Here is a 15,158-nt window from a genome sequence, read left to right as displayed (position 1 = left end):
GCCGCTGATGACCAAGGCCTCGAATAGGAAAGCCAAAAATTTCTGACGGATTGCAGAATGCCGCTTGAGTATGGTCCATACGGACGCTCTCTGCAGTTTCAGACGAACAATAGACTAACCGCTCGGTACAACCATTGCGCTAGATCAACATCAGCCGGTTAATACACCTTGAGATTGTTTGAGGGGAGATCCCGAGCTTTGGAGGTTTGGGATGCCGGCCGGTTGAGGAGCCGCGTCGGTCGTGCGGCGGCCAATGTTCGAAAGCCTCCGGAGCACTGCAGAAGCTGGGATACGGTGACAGTCCAGCACTGTTACCGTAATTTTGGGCCTGCACTGCATTCCTCTCCCGGCGCTTGCGGCGTCAGGGATGAGTGCATCCGGCGAGATGTCGATGTGACCTCTCTCACAGCCCGCCACGCGATAACGCGTCAATGTCGTCCCATCTGGTCCTGGCACGTCGACAAGGGAGGTGATGACATGCGCTGGAGTGACTCAGCCAAGGGATTTGCGGTCGTCGTGGCGGTGACCGTCGCCGGAGTTCTGTCCACCACCTATGTCGACCACCGATTTGCCGCGCTCGAAGTATCCACGGACGCGCCGGCGAGCCCGTCCCCGACAGCCTTCGCTTGCGTCGGCGAAGACGGGCGTTGGCACAATTGGCCGTGGGCGAACGTGCCGATGCTCTCGCCGGCGTGTCGGCAAGATCGATAGCGTGTCGGGCGGATGAGGGGAGCGCCATCCGCCATGCGGGGATCATCGATGTCGGCTTTGGGCTGTCGGCCGCGAGCTCGATGAGCAGCCACTTGCCAATCAAGCTTGCTCACGGGGGGAGTGCGCGTCCTCCGGAATTCGGGCCGGCGACTGTTGGGAGTAAGACGGCGCATTACGCTGCGTTCATCCGCCCTACGAACTACGAATTACGCTGACGATTGCCGACTCGAAGTTTCAGGCATCCCACGGCAGCCGCGAATCCGGCTTTGACTCCAGGTTGTCGAAGTGATCATCTTCTCCGCTGACGGGAGAGGCAGGGCTCCAGCCAATCACACGCACCCAGGGAGGCGATGATGAACGGCAACAACAACAAGCTCGTGGCGGAGGCGATCGGGACGTTCTGGCTCACCTTCGGCGGTTGCGGCAGTGCGGTGATCGCGGCCGGGGTGCCCGAGGTCGGGATCGGGATGCTCGGCGTGGCGCTGGCGTTCGGGCTCACGGTAGTGACGATGGCCTACGCGATCGGGCACATCTCGGGCTGTCATCTCAATCCGGCCGTGACGGTCGGGCTGGCATGCGGCGGGCGGTTCCCGACCGGGCTGATCGTGCCCTACATCCTCGCGCAGGTGGTGGGCGCCATCGTCGGCGCGGCCGTGCTGTATGCGATCGCCAGCGGCGCGCCGGACTTCAGCACGGCGGGCGGCTTTGCCGCCAATGGCTATGCGGAGCATTCGCCGGGCAAATATGGGCTCGGCGCCTGCCTGCTCAGCGAATTCGTGCTGACGATGATGTTCCTGTTCGTGATCATGGGCGCGACCCATGGCAAGGCGCCGGCTGGATTTGCGCCGCTGGCGATCGGGCTCGCGCTGACGCTCATTCATCTCATCAGCATCCACGTCACCAACACCTCGGTGAACCCGGCGCGCAGCACCGGGCCGGCCCTGTTCGCCGGCGGCTGGGCGCTGGCGCAACTGTGGCTGTTCTGGGTGGCGCCGCTCGCCGGCGGCGCGGCCGGCGGCTTCATCTATCGCTGGCTGAGCCCGGAGCCGGTCGGTGAGGTGACCGGCGAACGTGCCGGGCAGGGCGTGGTCGCGAAGAGCGCCTAGCGAGATTTTCCCACGCGGTCGCGCTCACACCTTCATGTCGATCACGGTGCGGCTCATCTCGTCGCTCGCTTTCAGCACTTTCGCGTTCGCGGCAAAGCTGTATTTGGCGACGAGCTGGCTGATCATCTCCTGCGCGAGATCGACATTGGGCGCGGCGACGAGGCCGTCCTTGTTGGCGAACGGCGCGGTGGGATCGTAGCTCGCGGACGTACCCGAGCTCGACCGCGTGATGGTCGTCTGCGTGCCGCCGCCGGCGACGTCGCTCTGGACCAGCGCGAGCGGGTCGTAGGCCTTCGGCGCGCCGGCCGGCAGCGTGCCGTCGGCATTGGGCAGCGCGCCCGTGCTCCGGGCATTGGCGATGTTCGAGGCGGAGACCTCGAGCCGGCGCGATGCGGCCTGCATGCCGGAGACTGCGATGGTGGCGGTGGGGCTCATGGCGGCGCTTGCTGGTGACGTGACGCGCCAGCTAAGCCCGCGGCGCACCAAGCAAGCGTCAAGACCGCCGATGAGACTCGAGCGTCCGGCGCAAGGTTTTGTTCACCATGACGATCAACGCGGCCCGTTCGGATCGTCGCGCAGCAGCGCCAAGGCGCTGGGCACGTCCTCGGCTGCGGAGACGAGCACATATTCGCCCCGCGCCGCGCGGACGCCGCCGGTGACCACGACCGCCCGCTTCGGGCAGAGGCCGAAGCAGCTCGTCATGACGACGCGCGCCGGCTTCTCGCCTGCGCCGTGACCAGAGCCGTCGTGGGATTTCAGCGCGTGCTTGATGGCCTTCCTCAAGGCCTTGGGGTCATCGCTCCGCTTCAGGCATTTGCGGCAGACGAACATCGGAGCGGCGCGGCGGGGGCGGACGAGAGCAGGGATGGCCATGCCTCCGAGCTAAGCGGCCGGCCGAGCCGCCGCATCCCTCGTGGATGCGCAGCCGTCGTGCGCCGAGCGAGGTTCCCCGACGCTTGGGCGCCACCTGGCGGGACGGGGCTATTGCCCATGATCAGAGCATATGATCTGGTCCGGGCGGCCCCGCCGCGTCCTCCTGGGGATGCTGGCTTGCGTCGGTTCCCGGCGCCGCGAGCGCCATGGCATAGTGCAGGCGGATCATCGGCGCGTGCCGCTCGGCGGGAGAGACGTGTCGGAAGAGGAGACCACGCGGCGTCATGGCGGCCAGCGACAGCGACAAATCTCGGCTTGACGACGCCGCCCGCGCCGGCTGGCTGTATTTCATCGCCGGCCACACCCAGGACGAGATCGCCCGGATGCTGCAGGTCTCGCGCGCCTCGGCGCAGCGGCTGGTGTCGCTGTGCCTCGCCGAGCGGCTGATCACCTTCCGGCTCGAGCACCCGATCGCCTCCTGCATGGCGCTCGCGGCGCAGCTCAGGGAGCGATTCGCGCTGGTGCATTGCGAGGTGGTGCCGACCGATCCGGCCGCGCCGACCACAGCGTCCGGGATCGCCGAGCGCTGCGCCAACCTGCTGGAGACGACCTTGCGGGCCGAGACGCCGGTCATCATCGCGCTCGGCACCGGGCGGGCGGTGCGCGCCGCGGTCGAGCGCGTCACGCCGATCGATCGGCCCGAACATCAGATCGTCTCGCTGGTCGGCAACATCCTGGCGGACGGCTCGGCGAGCTTCTTCGACACCGTCGGCCGGCTCGCCGACCGCACCGGCGCGCGGCATTATCCGATGCCGCTGCCGTTCCTGATGGGCAGCGAGGACGAGCGCGACCGCATGGTCCGGCTGGATGCCATCGCCAAGGTCAAGGCGGTCGCCGACAAGGCCGATCTCAAGCTGGTCGGCATCGGCCAGATGGACCAGAAGGCGCAGATGCATGTCGACGGCTTCGTCACCCGCGACGAGCTCACCGAGATGATGCGGCTCGGGGCCATCGGCGAAATCACCGGCTGGGCCTATGACGCCAGCGGCAAGGTGATCGCAGGCGGCACCAACCGCCGCCTCACCAGCATTCCGCCCGAGGTGCCGGCGCGCGCCATGACGATCGCGGCGGCGCTGGGGCCGGCGAAGATCCCGGCGATCCGCGCCGCGCTGACCGGTCGTCTCATCAACGGCCTGATCACCGACGAGGCCACCGCGCGCGCCGTTCTGGCTTGACGTCGCTCAACTCTCTCCTCTCGTCATTCCGGGGCATTCGCGCCAGCGAATGAGCCCGGAATCCATAACCCCAGGCCGACGTTTCGAGACGAGATGCCCACGACAAGTGTGCCCCGCACTCCTCCCTGTGGGTATGGGTTCCGGGCTCGTGCTTGCGCGAGCCCCGGAACGACGCGTGGGGAGAGGGGCGCCATGTTCAGCGGCGCTTCAAACGCATGGCAATAGCCTGTCGCACCGCACAACCTGTAGACGCGGGCGCATGCTTGACAAAGCCCGACCAGTGTTGTGAACATCAGCTCATCCCGTGAGCATATGTTCAAAAGACGCGGGAATGGGAGGAGACCGTGAAGACCATCTTCACTCGCACGCGCACGCTTGCCGCCCTGATGGGCGCCGCCACGCTGCTGACTGCATTGCCCGCATCGGCCGAGACGACCCTGACCATCGCCACCGTCAACAATGGCGACATGATCCGGATGCAGGGCCTGACCGGCGAATTCACCAAGGCCAATCCCGACATCCAGGTGAAGTGGGTGACTCTGGAAGAGAACGTGCTGCGCCAGCGCGTCACCACCGACATCGCCACCAAGGGCGGCCAGTTCGACATCCTCACCATCGGCACCTACGAAGTCCCGATCTGGGCCAAGAAGAACTGGCTGGTGCCGCTCGACAAGCTCGGCGCCGATTATGACGCGGGCGACATCCTGCCGAAGATCAAGGACGCGGTGTCCGTCGACGGCAAGCTCTACGCCGCGCCGTTCTATGGCGAGAGCTCGATGGTGATGTACCGCACCGACCTGTTCGACAAGGCCGGGCTGAAGATGCCGGAGAGCCCGACCTGGGACTTCGTCATCGACGCCGCCAAGAAGCTCACCGACAAGCAGGCCGGCGTGTTCGGCATCTGCCTGCGCGGCAAGGCCGGCTGGGGCGAGAACATGGCGTTCCTGACCGCGATGTCGAACTCGTTCGGCGCGCGCTGGTTCGACGAGAAATGGCAGCCGCAGTTCAACACGCCGGAATGGAAGAAGACGCTGTCGACCTATGTCGAGCTGATGAAGGAAGCGGGCCCTCCCGGCGCCAGCTCGAACGGCTTCAACGAGAACCTCGCTCTGTTCAACTCCGGCAAATGCGCGATGTGGATCGACGCCACCGTGGCGGCCTCGTTCGTGACCAATCCGAAGGAGTCCAAGGTCGCCGACAAGGTCGGCTTCGCGCTGGCGCCGAACACCGGCCTCGGCAAGAACGCCAACTGGCTGTGGGCCTGGAGCCTCGCGGTGCCCGCCGGCTCCAAGAAGGTCGAGGCGGCGGAGAAGTTCATCGCCTGGGCGACCAGCAAGGACTATCTCAAGCTCGTCGCCTCGAAGGATGGCTGGGCCAACGTGCCGCCGGGGACGCGCACCTCGCTCTACAAGAACGAGGAGTACCTGAAGGTCGCGCCGTTCGCCAAGCTGACCTTGGCTTCGATCGACGCCGCCGATCCGAACCATCCGACGGTGAAGCCGGTGCCTTATGTCGGCGTGCAATACGCCGCCATTCCTGAATTCCAGGGCATCGGCACCGCGGTCGGGCAGCAGTTTTCTGCCGCGCTCGCCGGATCGATGACAGTGGATGCGGCGCTCGCGGCGGCACAGTCCGCCACCGAACGTGAGATGAAACGCGCCGGCTACATCAAATAGGCGTGCCAAGTCTATCAGCTCGACAAGAAACTCCTCCCGAGCTGATCACTGGCGGCCATCCCTCCCCATGGGGATGGCCGCATTTTCTCTCTGGTCTAACGCGAGATCCGTAGGGTGGGCAAAGCGCAGCTACCGCCGCGCCACGAGCCGCTGCCGACGAATGCGCCCTCTCCCCTTGCGGGAGAGGGCATCAGCAGCCCATCCGCGCGCTCGGTTGGGTGAGGGGTATGTCTCCGCAAGCGGAGTTCGGCGAGAGAAACCCCTCACCCGACCGAGCTTGCCGCACTTTCCTAAATGCCCTCTCCCGCAAGGGGAGAGGGCGCAGTAACGGGCACCGCGCTCGAGCGCTACGGTGAGAGTTGTTTAGTGCGACAGCAAGCTGTCACCTCGTCATTGCGAGGAGCGAAGCGACGAAGCAATTCAGAGTCCCATCGACGCCCCTAGATTTCGTCGTTTCGCTTGCAATGACGGCAGTGTTCATCGAGCAGAATGGATCGCGACATGGCCACCCGACAAACCCAACTGCTCGCCCGGGCGCTGATGTCGCCGGCGGTGATCCTGCTGTTCATCTGGATGATCGTGCCGCTGGCGCTGACGATCTACTTCTCGACCTTGCATTACAGCCTGCTCGATCCCGGCTCGGAAAGCTTCGTCGGCTTCGAGAACTTCACCTACTTCCTCACCGATCCGGCCTTCCTCGCCTCGCTGCAGAATACGCTGGTGCTGGTCGGCTCGGTGCTGCTGCTGACCATCGGCCTCGGCATTCCCCTTGCGATCCTGCTCGACCAGCCCGTGATCGGCCGCAACATCATCCGCCTGATGGTGATCGCGCCGTTCTTCGTGATGCCGACGGTCAGCGCGCTGGTGTGGAAGAACCTGCTGATGCACCCGGTGTCCGGCCTGTTCGCGTGGATCGCGACCTCGCTCGGAATGACACCGGTCGACTGGTTCACCGACGCGCCGCTGCTCGCGGTCATCTTCATCGTGGCCTGGCAGTGGCTGCCGTTCGCCACGCTCATCCTGCTGACCGCGCTGCAGTCGCTCGACGAGGAGCAGAAGGAGGCCGCCGAGATGGACGGCGCCAGCGCGCTGTCGCGCTTCATCTACCTGACTGTGCCGCATCTGGCGCGCCCGATCACGGTGGTGATCCTGATCGAGACCATCTTCCTGCTCACGGTGTTTGCCGAGATCTTCGTCACAACCGGCGGCGGGCCGGGGCTGCAGACCACCAACATCGCCTTCCTGGTCTATTCGCAGGCGCTGATCCAGTTCGACGTCGGCACCGCCTCGGCCGGCGGCCTCGTCGCGGTGGTCATCGCCAACATCGTCGCCTTCTTCCTGGTCCGCATCGTCGGCCGTAACCTCGAGGCGTAACACCATGGCGCGCAAGGTCACCGGACGTCATGTCGCGATCTCGACCGTGGCCGCGTGGCTGGCGGGGTTCGTGATCTTCTTCCCGATCCTGTGGATGGTGCTGGCGAGCTTCAAGACCGAGCTGGAGGCGTTCGCGACGCCGCCCTCGTTCCTGTTCTTCCACTGGACCACCGAGAACTACGTCACCGTGCAGGAGCGCAGCGACTATCTGCACCACGCGCTGAACTCGCTGATCGTCGCCGGCGGCTCGACCCTGATCGCGATGCTGATCGCCATTCCGGCGGCGTGGTCGATGGCGTTTGCGCCGACCAGGCGCACCAAGGACATCCTGCTCTGGATGCTCTCGACCAAGATGATGCCGCCGGTCGGCGTGCTCGTTCCGATCTATCTGATCTACAAGAACATGGGGCTGCTCGATACGCGGACTGGGCTGGTCTTCATCCTGTGCCTCGGCAATCTGCCGATCGTGATCTGGATGCTGTTCACCTACTTCAAGGAGATCCCCAAGGACATTCTCGAGGCAGCGCGAATGGACGGCGCCACGATCGGGCGCGAGCTGATCTACGTGCTGACGCCGATGGCGATCCCGGGCCTCGCCTCGACCCTGCTGCTCAACCTGATACTGGCCTGGAACGAGGCGTTCTGGACCTTGAACCTGTCGACCCTGGAGGCGGCGCCGCTGACGACCTTCATCGCCTCCTATTCGAGCCCCGAAGGCCTGTTCTGGGCGCGGCTGTCGGCGGCTTCGACGCTCGCGATCGCGCCGATCCTGATCATCGGCTGGTTCAGCCAGAAGCAGCTCGTGCGCGGGCTGACCTTCGGCGCAGTGAAGTAATAAAGGGGCTGAATCATGGGACGGATCACGCTTGAGGGTGTGCAGAAATCGTTCGGGCCGGTCCACATCATCAAGGGCGCCGACCTCGACATTCCCGACGGTGCCTTCGTGGTGTTCGTCGGCCCCTCCGGCTGCGGCAAGACCACGCTGCTGCGCCTGATCGCAGGGCTGGAAGATGTCTCCGGCGGCCGCATCCTGATCGACGGCAACAATGTCGTCGACGTGCCGCCGGCCAAGCGCGGCCTGTCGATGGTGTTCCAGTCCTATGCGCTGTATCCGCACATGAGCGTGCGCGGCAACATCGCCTTCGGCCTGAAGATGGCCGGGCTGCCAAAGGCCGAGATCAACAGCAAGGTCGAGGCCGCCGCGGCGACCTTGAACCTCACGCCCTATCTCGACCGCAAGCCGCGCGAGCTCTCCGGCGGCCAGCGCCAGCGCGTCGCGATCGGCCGCGCCATCGTGCGCGAGCCGAAAGCGTTCCTGTTCGACGAGCCGCTATCCAATCTCGATGCCGCGCTGCGGGTGCAGATGCGGCTCGAGGTGACGCGGCTGCAGAAGCAGCTCGGGACCACGGCGATCTACGTCACGCACGACCAGGTCGAGGCCATGACCATGGCCGACAAGATCGTGGTGCTGAACGCCGGCCGCATCGAGCAATATGGCTCGCCGATCGAGCTCTATCAGCGCCCCGCCAATCTCTTCGTCGCCGGCTTCATCGGCTCGCCGAAGATGAACTTCATCACCGGCGCGGAAGCGGACAAGCACCATGCGACCACGATCGGCGTGCGGCCCGAGCATGTCGCGGTCGTCGATGAGGGCGGCGGGGGCTGGCTCGGCAAGGTCGTGATCGCCGAGCATCTCGGCAGCGACACCTTTCTCTACGTCGACGCCGGCGCGCTGGGCACGCTGACAGTGCGCGTCGTCGGCGAGAAACGGCTCAGTGCCGGCGACGCTGTAACGCTGCGGCCCGAGCCCAGCCGCATCTACCGCTTCGACCAGAGCGGCAATTCGATCTTCGCATGAGAGGTGACGTCCCCTCCGGGCGTCAACGACAACAACGGACCACGACGATGTATCTCGAAAAATTCAAACTGAACGGCAAGACCGCGTTGGTCACCGGCGGCGGGCAGGGCATCGGCCTGGCCTGCGTCGAGGCGCTGGCGGAGGCGGGCGCGCATGTGGTGATCGCCGATCGGGATGCGAAGGCGGCCGCGGACGCACAGGCGGCGATGAAGGCCAAGGGCTTCACCACCGAGACCGCGCTGATGGACGTGACCAATTCGGCGCAGGTTACGGCGGTCGCCGACGATCTGGTGGCGCGCTACGGCAAGGTGGACATCCTCGTCAACAATGCCGGCATCGCGCGCAGCGAGACACCGGCCGAGACCGTCACCGACGAGCACTGGCTCAACGTGCTCGATGTCAACCTCAACGGCACCTTCTGGTGCTGCCGCGCCTTCGGCCAGCACATGCTGGCGGCCAAGAGCGGCAGCATCGTCAATATCGGCTCGATGTCCGGCTTCATCGTCAACAAGCCGCAGGAGCAGTGCTTCTACAATGCGTCCAAGGCCGCGGTGCACCATCTGACCAAGTCGCTGGCGGCCGAGTGGGGGGCGCGCGGCATCCGCGTCAACGCGGTGGCGCCGACCTATATCGAGACGCCGCTCAACGCCTTCGTGAAGAGCAATCCGCGCATGTACGACGCCTGGATCGGCGGAACCCCAATGGGCCGCATGGGTCAGGTCGAGGAGATCGCCTCGGTGGTGCTGTTCCTGGCCTCCGAGGCGGCAAGTTTGATGACCGGCAGCGTCGTCGTTGTCGATGGCGGCTACACTTGCTGGTAAGCTCTCGTCAAATTGACGGGAGCGGAACATGCAGGCCTTTGTCGGTGTCGATGTCGGCACGACCAGCACGCGCGCCGGAATTTTCGACAGTCACGGTCGGCTGCTTGCCGCGGCGCGGCATCCGATCCAGACCTGGCATGAGGCCGGCGATGTCGTCGAGCAATCGTCCGACGACATCTGGCGCGCGTGCTGCGCGTCGGTCAAAGCCGCGCTGGCGGAAGCGGGGATCGCGCCGGATCTGATCAGGGGCATCGGCTTCGATGCGACCTGCTCGCTGGTGGCGCTCGATCCCACGGGCGCGCCGGTCACGGTCAGCAGCTCCGGCGACGCCCGCCGCAACGTCATCGTCTGGATGGATCATCGCGCGCTGACGGAGGCACGCGACATCAATGCGACCGGGGACGACGTGCTGCGCTATGTCGGCGGCTCGATCTCGCCGGAAATGGAGATGCCCAAGCTCTTGTGGCTGAAGCGGCATCTCCGCAAGAGCTTCGACGCCGCCGGCCACTTCTTCGATCTGGCCGACTTCCTGACCTGGCGCGCGTCAGGCTCGCTGGCGCGCTCGATGTGCACGGTCACCTGCAAATGGAATTATCTCGCCCACGAGACGCGCTGGAGCGCAGCCTATTTCCGGCGCATCGGGCTGGACGATTTCGTCGCAGACGATTACGCGCGGATCGGCACCGAGATCGTCGCACCGGGCACGCCGCTCGGCCACGGGCTGTCCCGCGTCGCAGCCGAAGAGCTCGGGCTGGCCCCGGGCACGCCGGTCGGCGCCGCGCTGATTGATGCCCATGCCGGCGGCATCGGCGCCATCGGTGGCCGAGCGGCTGACGGCGGTGAGGTGAATGTCTGCGACCGCCTCGCCTACATCATGGGGACCTCGGCCTGCATCATGGCGACGACGCAGGCGCCGTCCTTCGTGCCCGGCGTATGGGGACCTTATTATCAAGGCATGGTGCCTGGGTCCTGGCTCAACGAGGGTGGCCAGTCCGCCGCGGGCGCGGCGATCGACCATCTGCTGCGCTCGCACCCGGCCTCTGTCGAGGCGACCGCTGCGGCGCGCGCGGAAGGGCTCGACCTGATCAGCCTGCTCGAAAAACGGATCATGGCGCGGGTGCCCAATGCCGGCAGTGCGGCGCTGCTGGCCCGTGATCTCCACATTCTTCCGGAATTTCTCGGCAACCGCTCGCCCTATGCCGATCCGGATTCGCGCGCCGTCATTGCTGGCCTCGATCTAGATGCCGATATCGCGGCGCTGGAGCGGCTGTTCGTGGCGGGGTTGTGCGGGCTCGCCTATGGCCTGGCCGACGTGATCGATGCCTTCGCCGCCAATGGCGTCACCAGCCGCACGCTGGTGATGGCCGGCGGCGCCTCGCGCAGCCCACTGGTGCGCCAGATCATGGCCGATACGACCGGGTTGACGGTGGCGCTGCCGGGGACCCAGGAGCCGGTGCTGCTCGGGGCGGCCATGCTGGGCGCGGTCGCCAGCGGCGCCTTCCGCTCGATCGTCGACACGATGGCCTCGATGTCCACGCTGGGGCGTCTCAGCGACCCGACCGATCCGAACATCGCGGCCTTCCATCGCCGCAAGCGGCGCATCCACGGCATGCTACGGACGCTTGATCGCGAGAGCCGTTCCGTGATGCATGGGGGCCACGGGGAGGCATGACCATGATCCTGAGCTGCGGTGATGCGCTGATCGATTTCGTCCCGGCCAGATTGCCCGACGGGCGCGATGCCTTGCGGCCCGTGGTCGGCGGCTCGTGCCTGAACGTCGCCGTCGGTGTGGCCCGGCTCGGTGCGCCCACGGGCTTCGTCGGTGGCATCTCGACCGACCTGTTCGGCAGCATGATCGCGGCGCATGCGGAAGGCTCGGACGTCGATCTCGGCTATGCCACGCGCAGCGCCGACCAGACCACGTTGGCCTTCGTGCGCCATGTCGGCAACGAGGCGCAATACGCCTTCTACGACGCCGAGACCGCGGCCCGGAAATGGACCTTCCGGCCCGGCGCGATCCCCTTTGCAGAGATCAACGCCATCCATGTCGGCTCGACCACGCTGATCCACGAGCAGGGCGCCCGAGAGACCCGTGCGCTGATCGCCGCGACGCAAGGCGGGGTGACGATCTCGTTCGACCCGAACTGCCGGCCGAATCTCGTGACCGACAAGGCCGCCTATTGCGCCGGCATGGATGGATTTGCCGCGAGCGCCGACCTGATCAAGATGTCGGATGTGGATTTCGACTATCTGCATGGCCACGACGATTACGCCGCACGGGCCGACGCGCTGCTTTCGCGCGGCACCAGCCTGGTCGTCGTCACCCGCGGCCCCAACGGGGCGCTCGGCTGGCATGCGCAGGCCGGCGCGGTCGAGGTCTCGGTCCCCCAGGTCGAGGTGGTCGATACGATCGGCGCCGGCGATACGTTCCAGGCGGGGCTCCTGTTCGCGTTGCGCAAGCTCGGCCGCATCGGCCGGGAGGCCCTGAAGGCGTTGAGCCAGACTGAAATGCGCAAGGCGCTCGCCTTTGCCGGGGCGTGTGCGGCCGTCACCTGCACCCGCGAGGGCGCCGACCCGCCGCGCTGGGACGACATGGCTGCAACCTGGGATCGCCTGGGCTGAAGCACCCCATTGCACTCGTCATTCGGAACTGGTTGGCTGTTCCCCCGTCATATGTGAGGTCCGGACAGCGGAGCGCGATCGCGAAGCGTCCTTGTCGGGGCCGCCGAAATCATGACGCGACAACGAGTTGCAGGGAGGAGAACTATGGCAGTCGCCGCCAGGACCGAGCCGCTGTCCCGTCACGCGCTGGCCTTCGTGCTGGCGGGCGGCCGCGGCAGCCGCCTGCTCGAACTCACCGACCGGCGTGCCAAGCCGGCGGTCTATTTCGGCGGCAAGTCGCGCATCATCGATTTCGCGCTGTCGAACGCCGTCAATTCCGGCATCCGGCGCATCGCCGTGGCGACACAGTACAAGGCGCACAGTCTGATCCGGCATCTGCAGATGGGCTGGAACTTCTTCCGTCCCGAGCGCAACGAGAGCTTCGACATCCTTCCGGCGAGCCAGCGCGTCTCCGAGACCATGTGGTACGTCGGCACGGCCGACGCCGTGTACCAGAACATCGACATCCTCGAGACCTACAACACGAAATACATCGTCGTGCTGGCCGGCGACCACATCTACAAGATGGACTACGAGCTGATGCTGCAGCAGCATGTCGACCAGCGCGCCGACGTCACCGTGGGCTGCCTGGAGATGCCGCGTGAGGAATCCTCAGGCTTCGGCATCATGCACATCAACGATGACGACACGATCCGCGACTTCATCGAGAAGCCGGCCGATCCGCCGCCGATGCCGGGCAAGCCCGACAAGTCGCTCGCCAGCATGGGCATCTATGTGTTCGACGCCAAGTTCCTGTTCGAGGAGCTGAAGCGCGATGCTGCCGACCCGAACTCGAACCATGATTTCGGACGTGACGTCATTCCCCACATCGTCAGGAACGGCCGCGCCGTCGCCCATCAGTTCTCGCGCTCCTGCGTTCGTGCCGATCACGATCCGCGCAGCTACTGGCGTGACGTCGGAACCGTCGACGCCTATTGGGCCGCCAATCTCGACCTGACGGACGTCGTGCCGGAGCTCGATCTCTACGACCGCTCCTGGCCGATCTGGACCTATTCGGAGATCACGCCGCCGGCTAAATTCGTTCACGACACGGATGGCCGCCGTGGCGAGGCGACCTGCTCGCTGGTCTCCGGCGGCTGCATCGTCTCCGGCGCACAGGTGCAGCGCTCGCTGCTGTTCACCGGGGCGCACCTGCATTCCTACGCCAGAGTGCAGAACGCGGTGCTGCTGCCCTACGTCAACGTCGCCCGCCACGCCCGCCTGACCAACGTCGTGGTCGACCGCGGCGTGCAGATTCCGGAAGGGCTGGTTGTCGGCGAGGATCCGGAGTTCGACGCCAAGCGGTTCAGGACCACGGAGAACGGCGTGACCTTGATTACCCAGCCGATGATCGATGGGCTCAATTCATGACGCCGCTGCGCGTTCTGTCGGTTGCCTCCGAGGTCTATCCCATCGTCAAGACAGGCGGTCTCGCCGACGTCGTCGGCGCGCTGCCCTGGGCGCTGCTGGCCGAGGACGTCGAGGTCCGCACGCTGATTCCCGGCTATCCCGCCGTGATGAAGGCGCTGGAGCAGGCCAGCGAGATCAGCTCATTGCCGAACTTCTTCGGCGGCAACGCCCGGCTGCTCGGCGGCAGCCATGGTGCGCTCGATCTGTTCGTGCTCGATGCGCCGCATCTCTACGACCGCGAGGGCAACCCCTATCTGGGGCCCGACGGCAAGGATTGGCCAGACAATGCGTTCCGCTTTGCCGCGCTGGCCCGCGCGGCGTCCTATATCGGGCTCGGCGCGGTGCCGGCCTTCGTCCCCGACATCGTCCACGGTCACGACTGGCAGGCCGGGCTGGTGCCGGCCTATCTGCTCTACAGCCACCGGCCGCATCCGGGCACGGTCATGACGGTGCACAATCTGGCGTTCCAGGGCCGCTTCCCCCGTCATTTCCTGCCGCCGCTCGGACTGCCGCCGGAATCGTTCTCGATCTACGGCCTCGAATATTACGGCGACATCAGCTTCCTCAAGGCGGGGTTGCAGTTCGCCGACAAGATCACGACGGTGTCGCCGACCTATGCGCGGGAGATCCAGAGCGACGAGCACGGCATGGGCCTCGGCGGCCTGCTGCGGCAGCGATCGTCCGACCTCGTTGGCATCCTCAACGGGATCGACACGGCGGTGTGGGATCCCGGCAGCGATCCGGCGATCGCCTCTCATTTCGGCATCGACCGGATCGAGGCGCGGGCGCCCAACAAGGCTGCGCTGCAGACGCGCATGGGCCTGCAGGTGGCGCCGGAGACGTTCCTGCTCGGCGTCGTCAGCCGGTTGACCTCGCAGAAGGGGCTCGACCTGCTGCTGTCCTGCCTGCCGACCTTGACCAGTAGCGGCATCCAGCTGGCCCTGCTCGGCGACGGCGAGGCCGAGCTGCGCGACGCGTTCCGCGCCGCGGCCGCGAACGATCCCGGAAAGATCGGCGTCGTCATCGGCTACGACGAGGGCTTGGCGCATCTCATCCAGGCCGGCTGCGACGCGCTGGTCGTGCCGTCGCGGTTCGAGCCGTGCGGGCTGACACAGCTCTGCGCGTTGCGTTATGGCGCGCTGCCGATCGTCACTGCGGTGGGCGGTCTCGCCGACACCGTCATTGACGAGACGGAGGCCGGCGTCGCCGCGACCGGGTTCAAGTGCGCGTCCGTGACAGCGGAGGCGCTCGACCAGACCCTGCGCCGCGCCGCTGCGGCCTTCTACGCCGCGCGCAGCAACGCCTCGAATTGGACCCGCATGCAGCTCAACGCGATGCTGACCGACGTCTCCTGGCGCCACCGCGCCGGTCGTTATGCCGAACTCTACCGGCAGATCGTCGCGCAGCGGCGTCCGGCAGGCTGAGCGCCGCGG

General features: G+C 66.1%; 13 protein-coding genes. 11 read left to right on the top strand and 2 right to left on the bottom strand.

Annotated elements, in window-relative coordinates:
• Positions 1 to 1,064 precede the first annotated feature (1,064 nt).
• Entirely contained in the window at positions 1,065 to 1,817 is a 753-nt protein-coding gene (aqpZ, locus tag ACQR2C_RS18245) for an aquaporin Z (RefSeq protein WP_434881775.1), read from the top strand.
• Between the two features lie 24 nt (positions 1,818 to 1,841).
• Here the strand turns inward: aqpZ and ACQR2C_RS18240 are convergent, their stop codons facing one another.
• Positions 1,842 to 2,252 (bottom strand): flagellar basal body rod protein FlgC, encoded by a 411-nt coding sequence (locus ACQR2C_RS18240; protein ID WP_315804655.1) that lies wholly within the window; start codon positions 2,250 to 2,252, stop codon positions 1,842 to 1,844.
• Positions 2,253 to 2,366: 114 nt separating this feature from the next.
• Positions 2,367 to 2,690 carry a hypothetical protein gene (locus ACQR2C_RS18235; protein ID WP_434881774.1) on the bottom strand — a complete coding sequence of 108 codons (324 nt, stop codon included), beginning with the start codon at positions 2,688 to 2,690 and terminating at the stop codon, positions 2,367 to 2,369.
• Between the two features lie 284 nt (positions 2,691 to 2,974).
• Here ACQR2C_RS18235 and ACQR2C_RS18230 point away from each other — a divergent pair, with 284 nt between their 5' ends.
• The 10 genes from ACQR2C_RS18230 to glgA all read left to right on the top strand — a co-directional run bounded on the left by ACQR2C_RS18230 (position 2,975) and on the right by glgA (position 15,149).
• Positions 2,975 to 3,925: a sugar-binding transcriptional regulator gene (locus tag ACQR2C_RS18230; protein WP_434881773.1), complete on the top strand. Its 951-nt coding sequence runs from the start codon at positions 2,975 to 2,977 to the stop codon at positions 3,923 to 3,925.
• A gap of 386 nt (positions 3,926 to 4,311) precedes the next feature.
• Positions 4,312 to 5,601, top strand: a complete 1,290-nt coding sequence (locus ACQR2C_RS18225) for an ABC transporter substrate-binding protein (protein WP_434881799.1) — start codon at positions 4,312 to 4,314, stop codon at positions 5,599 to 5,601.
• A gap of 501 nt (positions 5,602 to 6,102) precedes the next feature.
• Positions 6,103 to 6,975, top strand: a complete 873-nt coding sequence (locus ACQR2C_RS18220; RefSeq protein WP_315804652.1) for a carbohydrate ABC transporter permease — start codon at positions 6,103 to 6,105, stop codon at positions 6,973 to 6,975.
• Between the two features lie 4 nt (positions 6,976 to 6,979).
• On the top strand, positions 6,980 to 7,810 hold the full coding sequence (locus ACQR2C_RS18215) for a carbohydrate ABC transporter permease (RefSeq protein ID WP_316218065.1): 831 nt from the start codon (positions 6,980 to 6,982) through the stop codon (positions 7,808 to 7,810).
• A 15-nt stretch (positions 7,811 to 7,825) separates the two neighbouring features.
• Positions 7,826 to 8,833, top strand: a complete 1,008-nt coding sequence (locus ACQR2C_RS18210; RefSeq protein WP_316237196.1) for an ABC transporter ATP-binding protein — start codon at positions 7,826 to 7,828, stop codon at positions 8,831 to 8,833.
• 47 nt (positions 8,834 to 8,880) lie between these two features.
• A complete protein-coding gene (locus ACQR2C_RS18205; protein ID WP_316181062.1) occupies positions 8,881 to 9,654 on the top strand; it encodes an SDR family NAD(P)-dependent oxidoreductase in 774 nt (257 codons plus the stop codon).
• A gap of 28 nt (positions 9,655 to 9,682) precedes the next feature.
• A complete protein-coding gene (locus ACQR2C_RS18200) occupies positions 9,683 to 11,326 on the top strand; it encodes an FGGY-family carbohydrate kinase (protein ID WP_316237195.1) in 1,644 nt (547 codons plus the stop codon).
• A gap of 2 nt (positions 11,327 to 11,328) precedes the next feature.
• Positions 11,329 to 12,276 carry a carbohydrate kinase family protein gene (locus tag ACQR2C_RS18195; protein ID WP_316237194.1) on the top strand — a complete coding sequence of 316 codons (948 nt, stop codon included), beginning with the start codon at positions 11,329 to 11,331 and terminating at the stop codon, positions 12,274 to 12,276.
• A 144-nt stretch (positions 12,277 to 12,420) separates the two neighbouring features.
• Entirely contained in the window at positions 12,421 to 13,686 is a 1,266-nt protein-coding gene (glgC, locus tag ACQR2C_RS18190; protein ID WP_315804646.1) for a glucose-1-phosphate adenylyltransferase, read from the top strand.
• Complete coding sequence (glgA, locus tag ACQR2C_RS18185; protein WP_315804645.1) at positions 13,683 to 15,149, top strand: glycogen synthase GlgA; 1,467 nt, start codon at positions 13,683 to 13,685, stop codon at positions 15,147 to 15,149. The genes glgC and glgA overlap by 4 nt, the downstream gene beginning before the upstream one ends.
• Positions 15,150 to 15,158: the final 9 nt, after the last annotated feature.

Source organism: Bradyrhizobium sp. HKCCYLRH3061 (assembly GCF_051168015.1).
Taxonomy (GTDB): domain Bacteria; phylum Pseudomonadota; class Alphaproteobacteria; order Rhizobiales; family Xanthobacteraceae; genus Bradyrhizobium.
Note: the sequence above shows the minus strand (reverse complement) of the source record. Positions and strands in the feature narration are given on the sequence as shown.